This window comes from Streptomyces sp. NPDC051018, assembly GCF_044456085.1.
Taxonomy (GTDB): domain Bacteria; phylum Actinomycetota; class Actinomycetes; order Streptomycetales; family Streptomycetaceae; genus Streptomyces.
This window is the reverse complement of the sequence record NZ_JBITFN010000018.1, coordinates 124535-138666: the sequence shown is the minus strand read 5'-3', so window position 1 is coordinate 138666 and position 14132 is coordinate 124535. Positions and strand designations below refer to the sequence as shown.

General features: G+C 71.0%; 10 protein-coding genes. 4 read left to right on the top strand and 6 right to left on the bottom strand.

What is annotated here, in order from left to right; all coding sequences use genetic code 11:
- Nucleotides 1–65: 65 nt before the first annotated feature.
- Nucleotides 66–533 (top strand): VOC family protein, encoded by a 468-nt coding sequence (locus ACIBCM_RS27175; protein WP_399247587.1) that lies wholly within the window; start codon nt 66–68, stop codon nt 531–533.
- Nucleotides 534–1558: 1025 nt separating this feature from the next.
- Nucleotides 1559–1957, top strand: coding sequence for a hypothetical protein (locus tag ACIBCM_RS27170; protein WP_399247585.1), 399 nt, complete (start codon nt 1559–1561; stop codon nt 1955–1957).
- A 363-nt stretch (nt 1958–2320) separates the two neighbouring features.
- On the opposite strand, the gene ACIBCM_RS27165 is transcribed toward ACIBCM_RS27170, so the two are convergent.
- The 6 genes from ACIBCM_RS27165 to ACIBCM_RS27140 form a co-directional block, all read right to left on the bottom strand.
- Nucleotides 2321–3226 (bottom strand): ABC transporter permease, encoded by a 906-nt coding sequence (locus tag ACIBCM_RS27165; protein WP_399247633.1) that lies wholly within the window; start codon nt 3224–3226, stop codon nt 2321–2323.
- 5 nt (nt 3227–3231) lie between these two features.
- A complete protein-coding gene (locus tag ACIBCM_RS27160; RefSeq protein ID WP_399247583.1) occupies nt 3232–4410 on the bottom strand; it encodes an ABC transporter permease in 1179 nt (392 codons plus the stop codon).
- Complete coding sequence (locus ACIBCM_RS27155; RefSeq protein ID WP_399247581.1) at nt 4407–5963, bottom strand: ABC transporter ATP-binding protein; 1557 nt, start codon at nt 5961–5963, stop codon at nt 4407–4409. Before ACIBCM_RS27155 ends, ACIBCM_RS27160 begins: the two co-directional genes overlap by 4 nt.
- Before the next feature lie 30 nt (nt 5964–5993).
- On the bottom strand, nt 5994–7082 hold the full coding sequence (locus ACIBCM_RS27150; RefSeq protein ID WP_399247579.1) for a BMP family ABC transporter substrate-binding protein: 1089 nt from the start codon (nt 7080–7082) through the stop codon (nt 5994–5996).
- A 135-nt stretch (nt 7083–7217) separates the two neighbouring features.
- Nucleotides 7218–7532, bottom strand: a complete 315-nt coding sequence (locus tag ACIBCM_RS27145; protein ID WP_399247577.1) for a hypothetical protein — start codon at nt 7530–7532, stop codon at nt 7218–7220.
- Between the two features lie 1647 nt (nt 7533–9179).
- Nucleotides 9180–10628, bottom strand: coding sequence for an aldehyde dehydrogenase family protein (locus ACIBCM_RS27140; RefSeq protein WP_399247575.1), 1449 nt, complete (start codon nt 10626–10628; stop codon nt 9180–9182).
- A 73-nt stretch (nt 10629–10701) separates the two neighbouring features.
- Here ACIBCM_RS27140 and ACIBCM_RS27135 point away from each other — a divergent pair, with 73 nt between their 5' ends.
- Both ACIBCM_RS27135 and ACIBCM_RS27130 read left to right on the top strand, forming a co-directional pair.
- Entirely contained in the window at nt 10702–11784 is a 1083-nt protein-coding gene (locus ACIBCM_RS27135; RefSeq protein WP_399247573.1) for an NAD(P)-dependent alcohol dehydrogenase, read from the top strand.
- Between the two features lie 132 nt (nt 11785–11916).
- Nucleotides 11917–14124 carry a cytochrome P450 gene (locus tag ACIBCM_RS27130; RefSeq protein ID WP_399247571.1) on the top strand — a complete coding sequence of 736 codons (2208 nt, stop codon included), beginning with the start codon at nt 11917–11919 and terminating at the stop codon, nt 14122–14124.
- Nucleotides 14125–14132 lie beyond the last annotated feature (8 nt).

Below are 14132 nucleotides of genomic sequence, written 5' to 3'. Positions count from 1 at the left end.
GGTCCCAACCACACACATGAACGTGATGAACCCGATGAACGCAGGGAATTGAGGAGAGCCGAGCCATGGCAGAACTGACCGAACCCCGCTGGACCCATGTCGCCATCCCGGTCAGCGACCTGGACCGATCGATCGAGTTCTACGAGCGCATCACCCCGCTGGTGCTGGTCACCAAGAACACGGACAGCAACGGGCGCGGTGCCTGGCTGTCGAACAAGGGCCAGGTCGACTCGCCGCTCGTCCTCGTGCTGGCCGAGTTCATTCCCGAGGTCGGGGCGCGCTTCGGTATCGAGCCGGGCAAGCCGGTGACGACGCTGGCGCCGTTCGCGCACATCGGTATCGAGCTGCCCAACCGCGAGGACGTCGACGCGGTCGCCGCCAAGGCACGGGAGACGGGCAACCTGCGGTGGGAGCCGATGGAGATGGCCGCCCACATCGGGTACATCTGCGCCGTGAACGACCCCGACGGCAACACGATCGAGTTCTCGCACAACCAGAAGGTCTTCTCGACCATCCAGGAGCTCTGGGGCTGAGCCCCCCGGCCCCACCGCACGCTCCCCGGCCGGCCCGCTGATCACCGGCGGTGATGCCGTGACCAGGGTCGCGAGCCGCGAGGCCGTCCCCGGCGCCGGGGACGGCCTCGCGGCGTGAGCACCGTGATCGGGCCGGCCGGGAGCCTGTGGCTGTGCTGCCCGCGCGCCGCCGGACTCGACGCGCGGGACTGCGGCAGGGTGCCGGGGTTCATCACCGCGCACCCGCATACGGCTGTTCCCGTCCGTGCGCGGCACTGTCCAGGACGACTGCTGTCCGGAGGGGTCGAGCCACGGGTGGATCGTGCCGCGGCGCCTGGCCGAACCGGCGAGAGCATCACCGCCACCACCGACACCCGTATCAACACCGGTACAGGCACCCGTATCACCGCAGGCGCGGTACTCGTCTGCGCCGGGGGCGGCAACGTCATCCGCCGCGAACTCTTGAATTTTTCAGCGGATCGTTCTGGGCCTGAATGCACCATTTCAAGACTTGGTGTCGGACTTCTGACGTCAGAACATTCAGGGAAAAACAACGCTCCTGATTCGCGAGCCGAACCTGTGCCTTGTCATGGGAATCCGCACGTCGTCGAACCGCACACTCGGCAGTCACGGCGGACATCACGCGGTGATGGACGCAACCGGTACGCAGCACGACGAGTCCGGTCTTCGGCACGGACGTCGGCTACGCGGCTTGAGCGCCTTGTCGGCGATGATCACGTCTTCGTTGATGTCTGCCATCGTCTGGTGACCGCTGGAGCGATCCGCTCTCACCCGTCAATGGCAAGCCGCAGGACTCCGAGCCGGGCCGCGGGCTCGCTCCGGATTCCGTCATCACGCCCGCCGACGCGGCCCCACCTCAACCGGTGCAGCCATGTTGCCGCTGGTCAAAGGCGCAACCCTCTGTCTTGCTCCCGGTCGATTGCCTCAAGACCCTTCCCGGCGAGGCGTTCCGCTGGAACGATTTCTGCACGAAGTGCCAAGAGCGGAAAATCTCTTCGCATTGCTTCCACGAAAGGGAGGGCTGCATGAAATTCCGTTTTGCGACTGTGGCTGTAGCCATCGGGGCGACCCTTGCGGGTTCGGTCATCCTGGCCGCACCGGCTCAGGCGGCCACCAAGACCTGTCAAGTGGATCAGTGGAGGTACGACATCTGCTTCGACGGTGCGAATGACGCGTTCTACGTATCGGACATGTACGCGGACGGCCACAGGGCAGTCGTGGAGTGGATAGCCATGGACGGCTCCGGCCGTAAAGGTGAATGCCACGATTCGAACGGGGCACACAACGGATGGACCGTGTGCGACTACGACTTCCGAGAGGGAACAAACAAATACGTCATCTTCCAGGGGATGACGCGTAACGGCGCGAACGGGAAAAGCGCCTATTTCTCGTGGATGTACACCGGATACATTACGCCTCGGTGACCTCGAAGTCTCCTGACGGTCCGTCGGCGGAGTCGGCGGACCGTTGTGCGTGAGCTGTTGCACGAGCCTCGCGGCATACCGGGATCCGGATCGAGGACGTTCCTTCGGGCGAGCCCCGGTCATCCTGCTGCCTCTCACCGGGCAGGCCGATCGACTCCGCAGCCGCACGCGCCGTGGCGGCGGCGGTCGCCGTCCGCCGGGTCGACGAACTCGTCGCGCCGGGCGGTGTGGTCGACCCGCGCCGGGTCGGCCGGGCACCGACCGCGGGGACCGCGGCCCACACAGCCGCCGTGCCGGTGACGCACGAGGACGCCGGCTCCGCGCGGTCGCGGAGCCGGCGTCCGTCCTCGCCGGTCCACGGTGTCAGGTCGACCCTCGCTGGAAGGGCCGGCCGAGCGCCGCGGGTTCCCGGTGCTGGGTGGCGAACAGCAGCATGGCGAGGAGCGCGAGCAGATACGGCGCCGCCACGAGCAGTTGGGGGTTGAGGGTGACACCGAGCGCGGGGAGGGCCAGACGCATCGCGTCGGAGAGGCCGAACACCAGGCAGCCGAGCAGGGTACGGCCCAGCCGCCACGCCCCGAAGATCACCGCGGCGATGACGATGTACCCGCGTCCGGCGGTCATGTTCTGGTTGAACGATCCGACCTCGCCGACCGCGAGATAGGCGCCGCCGAGACCGGCCAGTGCGCCGCACCACAGCAGGGCCTGCCGGCGCCGTACGTTGACCTTGATGCCCGCGACATCGGCGGCCTGCGGGTTCTCCCCCACCGCCCGCAGTTCCAGGCCCCAGCGGCTGCGCTCCACCAGCCACCAGGTGAGCGGCACCAGCAGGATCAGCAGGTAGACGGGCCAGCGTCCGGAGAACAGCGCCTCGCCGATCAGCGGGATGTCCCGCAGCAGCGGGACCGACACCGATCCGACCTGGTGCGAGTCGAACTGCGCCGTCGTGATCAGATAGCTCGTCAGCCCGAGCACCAGCGCGTTCAGCACGAGGCCGACGACGAAGGTGTTGATCTGCGCCCGGTGGGAGAGGTTGCCGTGCACGAAGCCGATGACGAGGCCGGTCATGACACCGACCGCGAGACCGGCGGTGGCGCTGCCGGTCGCGCTCGCGGTGGCGATCGAGGTGAACGCGGCGCCGAGCATCATCGACTCGACGGAGATGTTCATCGCACCGGCGCGCTGGGCGAGGTACTCACCGCAGGCGGCGAACGCCAGTGGCACGGTCAGCCGGACACCGCTCGACAGTATGGTCGTGGTGCTGTCCATGACGCTCACGCGGCCGCCTCCGTCTTGGTCGGGACTACGGACAGGGGCGCCTGCGCCGACGGCGTGGCACCGCGACGCCCGCGGTAGAGGTCGACGAGGACGGGCGGTGCGACGAACGCGAGGACGAGCAGCGCCTTGACGATGTCGACGAGGTAGTACGGCACCCCGGTGGCCGACAGGAAGTCGCCGCCCGCACGGAGTACGGCGAACCCGAACGCCACCGGGATCGCGATCAGGGGCCGGTTGCGCGCGACGAGCGCGACGAGCAGGCCGTCCCAGCCGACGTTGTCCGAGAGGCCGGCCTGGAGCTGGTTGGGGCTCGCCGGACTCGCCAGCAGCAGCCCTCCCGCCAGCCCCGCGAAGGCTCCTGACAGCGCCAGGGTGAGTCCGCCGAGCCGGGCCACGCGTACACCGGTGTGCTCGGCCGTCAGCGGATTCAGCCCGACCATGCGCACCCGGAAGCCCCACCGGCTGCGGCTCAGGACGAGCGCGACGCCGGCCGCGGCGGCGAGCGCGATGAACAGTCCCGCGTTGAGCTGGAGCGACGGGTACTTCCCGAGGCCGCCGAGGAGGGCGTTCGCCGGGAGGGGGTTGGACTGCGCGTCGGCGATGCCCGAGGAGCCCTGCGCGCTCTCCTGCAACCAGGGGGTGCTGACCGCGAACGTGACGAGCTGGATGGCGAGGAACGTCATCAGCAGGGTGCTCACCACGACGTTGACGCCCCGGAAGCGGTGCATCAGAGCGCTGAGCGCGGCCCAGGCGCCACCGCCGACCGCCGCGGCGGCCATCACCACGACGACCAGCGCCGGGCCGGGCAGGGCCAGTCGCAGCGCGACCCAGGCTCCGAACAGGCCGCCGATCAGGACCTGCCCCTCCTGTCCGATGTTGAACGTGCCGGCGGACGCGCAGATGGACGCACCGACCGCCACCAGCAGCAGCGGCGCGGCGTTGAGCAGCGTCGCCGTCCATCCGGTGGTGTTGGCCAGACTCCCGGTCCAGATGGCGGACAGAGATGCGCTCGGCGAGGCTCCGTTCACCATGAGCAGCAGCGCGGACGCGCCCAGGGCGGCGGCGACGAGCACCAGGGTGACGCCCGCCGTCAGCCGGCCGTCTCGCCCCGGTCTGAGCCGGGCGAGGAAGCGCCGGCCGAAGTCGTCCGGAGCCGTCGGCGAGGCGGCACTCATGCGGCCTCACCGCCCACCAGCATGCCGAGCCGCTCGGGGGTCGCCCCGGAGACGGGGAGCGCGCCGGTGATCCGCCCTGAGGAGATCACCGCGATCCAGGTCGCAAGGGCCATGACTTCCTCGAGTTCGGTGGAGATGAGCAGCACCCCGACGCCTTCCGCGGCCGCTCTGCGCAGCCGGGAGTACATGTCCTCGATGGCACCGACGTCGAGCCCGTGGGTGGGCTGTGCGGCCACCAGCACGCGGGTGTCACCGGACAGCTCCCGGGCGAGTACGACTCGCTGCTGGTTGCCGCCGGAGAGGCTGCGCACCGGCGCGTCCAGCGACGGTGTGACGATGTTGAACTCGTCCGCGAGGCGGCGGGCCCGGGAGAGCATGGCGCTGCGCCGCAGCAGGAACCGTCCGCTGACCTCGTTCAGCGACTTCATCGTCAGGTTCTCGGCGACGCTCATGTCGAGGACGACGCCGCTGTGGTGCCGGTCCTCCGGCACGATGCCGAGACCGGCCTCCGACAGCGCTCCGGGCCGGGTCATGTCGACCCGGCTTCCCGCGACCTCGATGGTGCCCCCGGCCGGCGCGACCAGCCCGGAGAGGACATCGCCGAGCGTCGCCTGGCCGTTGCCCTCCACTCCGTACAGGGCGACGATCTCGCCCGCGCCCACGGTCAGATCGATGCCGTCGAGTACCCTGACCCCGCCCTGGACGACGGTGAGTCCGGCGAGGCGCAGGACGGGTTGCCGCCCGTCGTGCGCCCCGTCCCCGCCGGTGCGCGGATTGCGCACCGGCAGCAGGCCGAGGGCCGCGCCTTCCTCGCCCAGGGACACCTCACGGCCCACCATCTGCCGGGCGAGTTCCTGGGGAGTGGTGTCGGCCGTGGCCGACCGGAAGGCGACACAGCCCTTGCGCAGGACCGTCACCCGGTCCGTGGCCTGGGCGATCTCGGCGAGCTTGTGGCTGATGAGGATGACCGCGCGGCCCTCCTCCTGCACCACGCGGCCGAGCACGGCGAAGAGTTCCTGCGACTCGGCCTGGGTCAGTACCGAGGTGGGCTCGTCCAGGATCAGGATCTGAGGGTCGCGCCGCAGGCACTTGACCACCTCGACCCGCTGCCGCTCGCCGGCCGAGAGCGCCTCGACACGCGCCTCGGGGTCGATCGGCAGCCCGTACCGCGCGGAGACCTCGGCGATACCGGCGCAGACGGCCTGCTTGTTCACCTGGCCGGTGTCGCCGAGCGCCACGTTCTCCCACACGGTCAGCCCGTTGATGAGACTGAAGTGCTGATGCACCATGCCGATGCCGAGCCGGGCCGCTTCCTGCGGGCTGTCCAGCGCGGCCTCCTCGCCCCGCACCAGGACGCTGCCGGCGTCGCGCCGGACCAGTCCGAGCAGGACCTTCATCAGGCTGGACTTGCCCGCGCCGTTCTCACCCAGGAGTCCGTGGATCTCTCCGGCGTCGACCGTGAGGTCCACGCCGCCGCAGGCCGTGACGGGTCCGTAGGACTTGGTGATGCCGCGCAGCTCGAGTATCGGAACCGCTGAGGTCGTCGGTGTCATTCGCTGGTCTTCCTCGTGGGTGTCCGTACGTCATCCGAGGCGCTCGACCTCGGCGGCCGCGTCGATCTCCTTGGAGCCGATCTTCTTGATGAACTGCGCCAGTTGCTGCTCCTCGTCGCCCTCGGCGTCGCAGATCTTGACGGTCGGGAAGGGGTCGACACCCAGCTGCCACACGCGCGTGGTGCCCATCTTCAGGTTGTTCTTCGCGAACTCCTCCAGCGCGGCACGGAAGTAGTCGCCCGGGCTGAACATCACCGAGATGTCGAACTTCGGGCTGGTCGAGGCGCAGCGGTCGGTGCCCGGGGTGAGGGTCAGCGCGCCGCTGGAGTTCGCCAGCTTCGCCGAGGCGTCGGTCGCGCCGCCGAGGTAGGGGTAGATGACCTTGACGCCCTGGCTGATCTGCGCCTGGGTGGCCTCCTTGGCCTTCGCCGAGTCGTTGAAGTCACCGGTGTAGGTGCTCGTCAGGGTGGCTTTCGGCACCACCTGCCGGATCCCGGCCAGGAAGGCGGTGGAGGCGGCGACGCTGTAGTCGGCCTTGATGCCGGTGATGAACCCCGCCTTGGTGTGGCCGGCCGCCTTCATCCTCAGGCCCGCGGCGTAGCCGGCGACGAGCATGGACTGCTTGGGGTCGTCGGTGGACAGCAGGATCCGCGGGGTCTGATCGACGTTCCCCTGCATCGGCACGTACCAGGCGGTCTTGCTGCACACCGGCTCCTCCGAGGCGGGGATGGCGGCCTTCAGCTCGCTCGCGCCGATCGCGACCAGGTCGACGCGCTGCTGGCACAGTGCGCGCGCCGCGGTGAGCGCGTCGCTCGGGGGCACGCTGCCGCGCTTGATGACCGTCCAGTCCTTCTCCTTGGCGAAGGCGTCCGCCGAGTCGACGAAGCTCTGGTAGTAGCCGCGGTCGTTGATGTCACCGGGGCTGAGGACACCGATGACGACCTTGCCGTCGCCGTTGACATCGGGCTCCTTGAGGCCGGAGTCGCTGCCCCCGCTCGCCGCGGGGGTCGCCTTGGCCGCCGTCGCCGAGTTGTCGGCGCAGCCGGACAGCGCGATGGCTCCTGCGAGGGCGAGGCCGGCCGCGGCCCCACGACGCCAGAGCATGCTGTGTGTAGTCATGTGCGTGGGTTCCATTCGCTGGGTGGCACCGCCCCGTCGAGGCGGTCGTGGCGGCGGGGGTGGTGGTCGGTTGGCGGGTTCGGGGCTCGGGTCGGGCTCGGCGCGGCGGACACGCTTCCGGTGGGATGCGACTCCTCACTCGCGGCTGCGGACCACGGGCAGCCCCTGCGCCCGGCCGCTCGCGCCCGGGTGGGACCGGTACGGCCCGGCCCCGGGGACGACCGGGCTCACCGCGGGCCCGGTCGCCGCCACCGTTCCGGCGGAGTCCGTGCCCGTCCCCCGCGGATGACGGATGCCGGGGGCCGGGCCCGGCCCCCGGAGGCGCGGCGGGTCCAGACGGCTGCGCCCGCGGTACGCGCCTTCGGCGACGAACTCGCGCGGTCCGCGCATCGGTTCCGGGACAACCTGCGGGAACACGGCCTCGGGCCCGCCGAAATCGGTCTGCACCATGACGTGCACCGCGCAGCCTCCTCACCCTTACCGTCTCGCATTGCGAGGCGGTGGAACGTATTGCGAGGTACTGTGACCTCCGCCGCCGGGCGATGTCAACGCTCCTGCGCCATATCTTCGATTCATCGGCGTTTCGCCTGATCGCAAGGCCGACGGCCTGAGCGGCGGCAGTTGGAGACCGGTCCACGGGCGGCCGGGCCGGGTCCCGCGGTGGCTCGGCGGGGAGCGCGATACCGGTTCCGCGGCCGGTCGGCGGACGGGAAGCGCATGCCGGTTCAGCGCTCGCCCGGCACCGGCTCGTCAGCGCCGCACGGCTGTCGGCGGTCCTCGCCGCGTGATGGCCGGTCACGGGTGGCGAGCGGGTCCGGGCCGTCGGCGCCGGGCGCGGTGGCCGCCGAGGAGGTTCTCGATCCGGGCACCCGGCACCCCGACGGGCCGTGGTGCGGGGGACGTTGTCCGGAGCTCCGGCTGCTGCCTCTCGGCCGGGCAGCCGGGCAGCCGGAGTCGCCCACGGCTCCCGGCACTGCCGGATCGACCCGAGGGCACCTCGGCGTACGCCTTCAGCCGCGCGCGGGAGAGGCGACACACGCCTCCCCCTGTACCGCAGTCGCTTCAGTCCGGCAGAGGGCAAACGTGGCCGCCGCGTACACGGGTCGTGTCCCCCGTCGCGGTGGGGCCGATCACGGTCCGTCGTCTCCGCTTCGGACCGGTCCGGTACGTGCGGCTCCCGGCCGTCGTGCGATCACCGGTGGTCGCGGCGCGGCCAAGGGCTGTCCCGTGATCGGCGGTGGATCAGCGCGCGGCGTCAGATGCGGTGTATCGCAAGGCGGAGGAGCGCCCGCATACTGGGCGTATTTGGGCGTTTCGACAACGCTGGGGGTACCGCCCGTGCCCGCAAGGCACAGGGGGAGAGGTGCCGTAGCTGTCGTCGTGCGCCCGCCTGAGATTGCGGGAAAGCCCTTGGCCTCAACAGGGCCTTCGGCGAGGGCGATTCGGGCCGCGCCCCGGGGATTCCATCACCGGGATCGGCTACACCACTCGGCGGGACGCCATCCGTACACGCGGGGCCCACCGTCCACGACCGCACATCGGCGGCGACCGCCGGCCCGGTGTGTGCCGCGCCGGGACCTGGCGGAAGTGCTTCGGCGCGCACGGCATCGCCGAGCGGCGCGGTGCCGGTGGCACCAGCACCAGCACCAGCACCAGCACCAGCACCAGCACCAGCGGATCACCGGGGACCGGTCGTCGGCAACACAACCCGGCGTCCGCCACCCCGGTGGGGTCTCACACACCTGCGGTCCGGCCTCACCCGGTGTCGCTCGCCACTACCCACCGGCCACGCTTGTCACCGCACGACGGGCAGGCCCGTGGCCCGTCGAGCGGGTCCGCCACCGGTCCGGCCGCATCTGCGCGGGCGCCGTCGGCGAGCACCGCGGCCGTCGGTGCTCGCCGACGGCAAGCCCCCGGCGTCCAGCGGACGCAAACGCCCGGCCGGTCGTCCGGCGACACACATGGAGCACGTCCGAGCGCTCGGCACCACAGAACACGGCCTCCGTCAGCTCCCGCTCACCCACGGCAAAACCGGCGGCCGTACCCTCCCCTCGAAGCCTGACCGTGCTCCGGCGGTGGCACCCATGCCGTCCCGTCTCAACGGGCCAGCAGCCGGATGGCCACGCCCTTCTCCTGGGTGTACTCACGCAGCGCCGCGTACCCCCCGCCCCGGCTGAAACCGCTGTCCTTCTGCATATTGAACGGAAAGCCGATCACCCCCGCGTCGTGGAACTGGTTGACCGCCACCTGCCCGGAGCGGACGTCCTTCGCCAGCCGCAGCGCCCGGGAGACGTCATTGGTCCAGATACAGGCCAGCAGGCCGAAGTCGGTCGCGTTCATCAGCTCGGTCGCCTCGGCGGTGTCGCGGAACGGCTGTACGGCGAGAACCGGCCCGAAGACCTCCTCACGGGCGATGCGCATATCGGCTTCCACCCGGTCGAACACGGTCGGCCGGATGAACCACCCCTCGTCGGCGGGTGCGCCACCGGTGACCAGCCGGGCCCCCTCACGGGGCGCCTCCTCCAGAAAGCCGCTGACGCGGTCGAACTGCGCCGCACTGACCAGCGGCCCCATGTCCAGGTCGGCTTCCCAGGGCCCGGTCCTCACCTCGGCCATGGCGGCGGCGACCCGCTCCACGACCTCGTCGTGCACCGACGCCTCCACGAGCAGCCGGGAACCGGCGTAGCAGTTCTGCCCCGCGTTCTCGGTGATGGAGGTGACGATCGCAGGGATCGCCGTATCGAGGTCGGCGTCGGCGAAGAGCACGTTCGGCGACTTGCCGCCGAGTTCCAGCTTCACCGGGACGAGGTTCTGTGCCGCGGCCGCCATGATCGCCCGCCCGGTGGCGGTGGAGCCGACGAAGCTGATGTGGCCGACGCCCGGGTGGGAGGTGAGGGCGACGCCCGCCTCGGGGCCGAGGCCCGCCACGACGTTGATCACCCCCGGCGGGAAGCCGGCGCGGTGGGCCAGTTCGGCGAGTGCGTAGGGGGCCAGCGGCGCGATCTCGGACGGCTTGAGGACGACGGTGTTGCCCGCGGCGAGCGCCGGTGCGACGTTCGCGGCGGTGAGCACGGCGGGGACGTTCCAGGGGATGACGACCGCGCACACACCGTACGGCTCGGGAACCGTGTAGCCCAGGTAGTCGGGACTCCGGGTCGGCAGGGTGACTCCGGTGAGCTTGTCGGCCGCGCCGGCGAAGTAGTCGATGATGCCGTGGGTGATGTAGATGTTCGTCCGGCCCCCGGACAGCGGCTTGCCCACGTCCCGCGCCTCGACCGCCGCGAGCGCCTCGGCCTCGGCGATGATCAGGTCGGCCCAGCGCCTGATCAGTGCCCCGCGCTCGCTCGGGTTGGTCGCCGCCCAGGCAGGGAAGGCGCGGTGCGCCGCGGTGACCGCGTCGTCGACATCGGCGCCGCCCGCCCGGGCCACCGTGGTGATCACCTGCCGCGTGGCCGGATCGAGAACGTCCAGCGCCCCGCCGTCGCGGGCCGCGACCCACTTGCCGTCGATGAAGTGTTGGGAAGGAGGGAAGTCAACAGCCGCCATAGCGGGAACATTGACCGACCCTGTCACGCATGTCAATATGCAGTCTCGCTTTGTGAGGCACTGAGGAGGCCCTGTGCGTGCCACCGCCGCTCTGCTGGAGCAGCCCGGAAAGCCGTTCGTCCTGACCGAAGTGGATCTGGACGATCCCCGCCCGGACGAGGTGCTGGTTCGCGTCGCCGCGGTCGGCGTCTGCGGTACCGACCTTGAGTTCGCCGGCTTCTTTCCCACCCCCGCGCTGCTCGGACACGAAGGGGCGGGCATCGTCGAGAAGGTCGGCGCGCACGTCACCTCCGTACGCCCCGGCGACCACGTCGCCATGTCCTTCACCTCGTGCGGCACCTGCGCCCTGTGCCGTACGGGCTCTCCCGCCTACTGCCGCAGCTTCGACGCGGTGAACTTCTCCGGCCGCCGCCCCGACGGCTCCACCGCGGTGACCCACGGGGGGCGGGAGGTGAACGCCCACTTCCTCGGCCAGTCGTCGTTCGCCGATCACGTCGTGGCACCGGAGCGGGCGGTCGTACGGATGGACCCGTCGTGGGACCTGCTGCGGGCCGGCCCCTTCGGCTGCGGTTTCCAGACGGGGGCCGGCGGTGTGCTCAACGTACTGCGTCCGCGCCCCGGCTCGTCGATCGCGGTCTTCGGCGCCGGAGCCGTCGGCGTGGCCGCGATCATCGCCGCCTCCCTGAGCGGCTGCAAGGTCATCGCGGCCGTCGACGTGGCCCCGGGCAAACTCGAAGCGGCCCGCGGCTTCGGAGCCACGCACTGCGTCGACTCCTCGGCCGGGGAGACCGCCGGGCAACTGGCCGCCCTGGTCCCCGAGGGGTTCGACTTCGTCATCGACACGACCGGACGCGAGGACGTCCTGCGCACCGCGGTGGAGGCTCTCGGACCCCTCGGCCGCGCCGGTGTCATCGGCGTCGGCCCGAGCGAGTCGATGAGCTTCAACTGGCGCAGCGTCCTCAACGGACGTACGGTCACCGGCATCGTCGCCGGGTCCAGCCTGCCGCAACTGTTCCTGCCGGAACTGCTCGCGCTCAACGCCGAGGGACGGTTCCCGGTCGAGAAGATGATCACCTACTTCCCGTTCGAGCAGATCAACGAGGCCGTCGCGGCCATCCGGTCCGGCTCGGTCGGCAAGGCCGTGCTGACCTTCTGAGCGTCGTCCACGGGACATTGCCAAGCTCAGGGGCGCACCTTAGGGTGATCCGACGCCGTTGAGGCAGCCGACATCCGGTGGCGCGGCCGGACAACACCGCGCACAGTTCCGAGCACGTGGAGCGTGCCCACCATGTCTGCCGACTCCGACATCGATTTCGACCACCACTCCGACGAGGCCAACGCCGATCCGGTCGCCTACTACGCGGGCTTCCGCGAACGCTGCCCGGTAGGCCGATCGGCCGCCCACGGGGGCTTCTTCTACACGACGCGTTACGCCGACGTGGCCCGCATCGCCCGCGATGACGCGACGTTCTCCTCGGCCCGCGGCGACCACGGCGGGCAGGGGGTCGGCATCGTCATCCCCAAAGGACCGGGGCTCGAACAGTATCCGATCGAACTCGACCCGCCGCGTTCGGCCGAGTACCGGCAACTGATCAACCCGCTGCTGACCCCGGAGGCGGTCGGGCAGCTGGTCCCCATGATCGAGCGCCATGCCACCCGTGTCGTGGACGACTTCATCGAGCTCGGCTCCTGCGATTTCGTACGCGACCTCACCAACCCGCTGCCGGCCGCGGTCACCCTGGACTGGCTGGGTTTCCCCGAGGAGGACTGGGCGAAGCTCGCCGGGCCGATCCACGACATCTTCGCCGCTCCGGCGGACAGCGAGCGCGCCGTACGCGGAGCCGCGGGACTGGCCTATATGGACCGGCGTATCCGTGAGTTGATCGCCGAGCGGCGCCTGGCACCACGGGCCGACGCGGTCAGCACGCTGGTGGCCGGCCGGCGCGCCGACGGCGCCGAGTTCGGAGAGGACGAGCTGGTGTCGGTGATCGGCCTGCTCATCGCGGGTGGCGTCGACACCACCACCTCCCTGACCGGATCGACGCTCGTCCACCTCGCCCGCCACCCCGAACAGCGCCGGCGGCTGGTCGACTCCCCCGATCTGCTGGACGGCGCGACCGAGGAGTTCCTCCGCGCGTTCGCCCCCTCGCAGTCCATGGCGCGCACGGTCACCGGGGACGCCGAGGTCGGCGGCTGCCCGATGCGCGCGGGCGACCGGGTGCTGATCCCGTGGGTCGCCGCGAACCACGACCCCGCCGTGTTCCCCGACCCCGAGCGGGTACGACTCGACCGCGACGCCAGCCGGCACCTCAGCTTCGGAATCGGATCGCACCGGTGCGCCGGCGCCCATCTCGCCCGGGCCATGTTCCGCGCGATGATGACACAGGTCCTGACCCGGCTGCCCGACTACCGGGTGATCGAGGAGGGGCTCGTTCCCTACCCCACACGCGGCAACCAGTCCGGCTGGGACGCGGTCCCGGCGCTCTTCACACCCGGTCCCCCGGCGACGGGGGCGGCAGGCACGGTCCGTACCCTGAGCACCCCCACCCCGCTGCGGGTCACCTCGGTGCGTCCCGCGGCCGAGGGCGTCGTCGCCGTCGGCCTCGGCCTGCCGGACGGAGGTGAACTCCCCTCATGGCGGCCCGGCGCGCACATCGAGCTGCGTCTGCTGTCGGGGCGGCTGCGTCAGTACTCGCTGTGCGGCGACCCCGCCGACGCCACGACATGGCGCATCGGGGTCCTGCGTGAACAAGCGGGCCGGGGCGGTTCGGCCGAACTCCACGAACTCGCCCGCCCCGGAGCCACATTCGCGGTACGCGGGCCGCGCAACCACTTCGCGCTCGCCGAGGCGCCGTCCTATCTGTTCCTCGCCGGAGGCATCGGCGTCACACCGATCCTCGCCATGGTCCGCGAGGCCGCCGGACGCGGGGCGCCCTTCACCGTCGTGTACGGCGGACGCACCCGTTCGACGATGGCGTTCGCCGACGAACTCGCCGCCGTCGCGGGCGACGCGCTCACCCTGCTCCCGCAGGACGAGGCCGGGCTGCCGGACCTCCCCCGGCTTCTGGGCGGGCTGGACGCGGAGACCTCCGTGTACGCGTGCGGACCGGCACCGATGCTGGCGGCCGTCGAGCGCGAGTGCGCCCGCCTGGACCTCGGCGCCCGGCTTCATCTGGAGCGCTTCGCCGCCGGCGACGATCTGGAGACGGTGTTCGACGCCACGGAGAACCGGCCCTTCGACGTCCGGCTCGCGCGCACCGGGGCCACGCTCACCGTGCCGCCGGACCGCCGCCTCATCGAGGTCCTGCGCGATGCCGTGAGCGGCCTGTCGTACGACTGCGAGAAGGGATACTGCGGCGCCTGCGAGACCCGCGTTCTCGCCGGGACACCGGAGCACCGGGATTCCGTGCTCAGTGACGAGGAACGCCGTGCCGGGCGCACGATGATGATCTGCGTCGGGCGCTGCCGGGGCGACCGGCTCGTCCTGGACCTCTGAGCCCGGCG